The sequence below is a fragment of the uncultured Corynebacterium sp. genome (assembly GCF_945649885.1).
Classification (GTDB): Bacteria; Actinomycetota; Actinomycetes; order Mycobacteriales; family Mycobacteriaceae; genus Corynebacterium.
The window spans coordinates 1-2,812 of the sequence record NZ_CALZFS010000199.1; the positions used below are offsets into that span (position 1 = coordinate 1).

General features: G+C 55.5%; 2 protein-coding genes. Both read left to right on the forward strand.

Translation table 11 applies throughout. From position 1 onward, the window contains the following. Positions 1-651: 651 nt before the first annotated feature. Positions 652-1,014 (forward strand): DUF485 domain-containing protein, encoded by a 363-nt coding sequence (locus Q0M74_RS13705; protein ID WP_293955394.1) that lies wholly within the window; start codon positions 652-654, stop codon positions 1,012-1,014. Beyond that, entirely contained in the window at positions 1,015-2,628 is a 1,614-nt protein-coding gene (locus Q0M74_RS13710; RefSeq protein WP_293955397.1) for a cation acetate symporter, read from the forward strand. The last annotated feature ends 184 nt before the right edge of the window (positions 2,629-2,812 follow it).

Below are 2,812 nucleotides of genomic sequence, written 5' to 3' on the forward strand. Positions count from 1 at the left end.
GCTCCGATTGCAGCAGTGGACAGGGCAGTGTTCTTAGTGTGCATAAACATGCATTTACCTTTTCTTGGGAAAGAGTAATTCTTGGCCTTCGGGCGTATTTGCAGTTTTATCTCAGCTCCTCATAAGAATTCGCAGGTATTTCCGATGGTACGTGATGGTGATGGATGTCACTTAGCTATTGCGGGATTCTGCCTGAACCAGAGGGGCTTTGTGACTGGGTGGCACTGGGAAAGAGGGTTCCTGTGGTTTCAGGAGAGGGGGCGGTGAAAACGCGCTACCCAGCATGATGTGGGGTTTTCCGGGGACTGGGGGAGTCCTGGGTGGCAGGGGTGCCCAGGAGCTGGTTTTGTCCACTTTTTCACCCCCAAGTGTGGGAGTGGAGGGGTTGGTTGAAATCCATGTGGCGCGGGGGTCAGCGGTTGGGGATTTTGCAGAACTGTGCAATGTGGCGCCATTTGGGCATGGAAATGACCTAGATCTCACCTTTGGAATGGTTTTTGTGCGAAATTTCTTCACAAACTTGCAAATTCTGTGATTTGCAACATGTGCATCCCGTGAGCTGCAGAAAGTTGACATTTAAAATGTGCTTGTATAGCGTCACACAAGCCAATAGCGAAGTGGCTTAAGTCACTGACATCTCAAAGGTTGATCATGAATCCTTCTGCCCCAACTCCTGAGGAATTCCTCGAAATGAGCGAATCCCAGGAATTTGGCGAACTGCGTAGCACCTTCCGCAAGTTTGCCTTCCCGATATCCATCGTCTTCCTGGTGTGGTTCTTCTTCTACATCATCACTGCCACCTACGCGACGGACTTTGTTTCCATCCGGGTATATGGCGCCATCACCGTTGGTATGGTTCTCGGCCTTGCTCAGTTTGCAACCGCAGGATTGGTTACCTGGATGTATCTCCGATTCGCTAATAAGAAACTTGATCCAGCATCCGCAGGTATCCGGGCCCAGCTCGAAGGCCTCCCGCGTTCATCCGCCAACACCCTTGAAAGCCAGGAGAACTAAGTGCAGACGCTTGCAGCCGAGCAGATCTCAACGGGTAACCCGCTGCTCAATATCTCAATCTTCATCATCTTCATCGTTGTCACGATGACGGTGGTCATCCGTGCCACCCGCACGACCTCCCAGAAGGGCTCCGACTTCTACACCGGCGGCGCTTCCTTCTCCGGACCGCAGAATGGTCTCGCCATCTCAGGTGACTACCTTTCTGCAGCAGCCTTCCTCGGCGTGACCGGTGCAATTGCACTGAGTGGCTATGACGGATTCCTCTACTCCGTGGCCTTCCTCATCGCCCTACTCGTCGCTCTGGTGCTGGTTGCAGAACCACTGCGTAACACCGGCCGCTTCACCATGGCCGATGTGCTTTCCTTCCGACTGAAGCAGAAGCCGGTCCGTATGGCTGCTGCTCTGTCCACCCTGGCTATCTCCCTGTTCTACCTCATCGCCCAGATGGCTGGTGCCGGTGGACTGGTTGCTCTGCTTCTTGGCATCGACGGCAAGGCCGCACAGTCAATCGTTGTCGCCATCGTCGGCGTCCTGATGATCGTCTACGTTCTCATCGGCGGTATGAAGGGCACCACCTACATTCAGATGATCAAGGCGGTTCTCCTCGTCGGTGGATCCGTGGTCATCACTTTCCTGACCTTCTTCGCCGTCAAGGGTGGATTCAACGGAGTTCTGGAAGCTGCTGTGGCGAACCACCCCAAGGGTGATGCGATCCTCAACCCCGGCCTGCAGTACGGGGCAAACGCCCTGACCAAGCTTGACTTCATCTCCCTGGGTGCAGCACTTGTCCTGGGTACCGCTGGTCTGCCACACGTTCTCATGCGTTTCTACACCGTGCCTTCCGCCAAGGAAGCACGTCGTTCCATGACCTGGACCATCGTGATTGTTGCACTGTTCTTCCTGATGACTGTTGTCATGGGCTTCGGTGCCGCTGCACTTGTGGGACCAGAGCAGATCGCCAACGCTCCGGGTGGCGCGAACTCCGCGGTGCTCCTGCTGGCTTCCCGTGTCGGTGGAACCATCTTCATGGCCTGCATCTCCGCCATCGCCTTTGCCACCATCCTCGCTGTGGTTGCAGGTCTGGCCATCACCGCTTCTGCCTCTGTCGCCCACGACATCTACAACTCCGTGATCCGTGACGGCAAGGCCACCGAAGAGGAGCAGGTCAAGGTTTCCCGCTACACCGTTATCGTCATCGGTGTCCTGGCCATCGTCATGGGTATTGGCGCCATGGGCCAGAACATCGCCTTCCTGGTGGCACTGGCCTTCGGTATTGCTGCAGCAGCGAACCTGCCAACCATCCTGTACTCCCTGTACTGGAAGAAGTTCAACACCACCGGTGCTCTGTTCTCCATCTACGGTGGACTGCTGACCTCCGTGGTTCTCATCGCGTTCTCCCCGGCTGTCTCCGGTGCTGACACCTCGATGCTGCCGAACCTCGACTTCGCATGGTTCCCGCTGACCAACCCGGCGATCGTGGCCATCCCGACCGGCTTCCTGCTGGGCATCATCGGCACCTACATGGGCAAGCCTGATAACTTCCCACTCAAGCGCGCTGAGATGGAAGTCCGCTCCCTGACCGGTGTGGGCGTGGAAAAACCTGTTGAACACTAACAACTGACAAACACGCAAAGGGCTCCTGGATACCAATTCCAGGAGCCCTTTGTGCTTTTCTTTTATATGGATGGGGAATAATACTTTTGCTGCTCTCCGGCAGGCTAATCTCAATATATGAAAGGTCAGAGAGCCACCTGGGAACGTTTTCTCCCGGGCGTTGCTGTGCTGCGACGCTATAAAC

Coding starts and splice junctions, on each gene's coding strand:
- Q0M74_RS13705 (WP_293955394.1), top strand. CDS start 652: ATGAATCCTTCTGCCCCAACTCCTGAGGAATTCCTCGAAATGAGCGAA.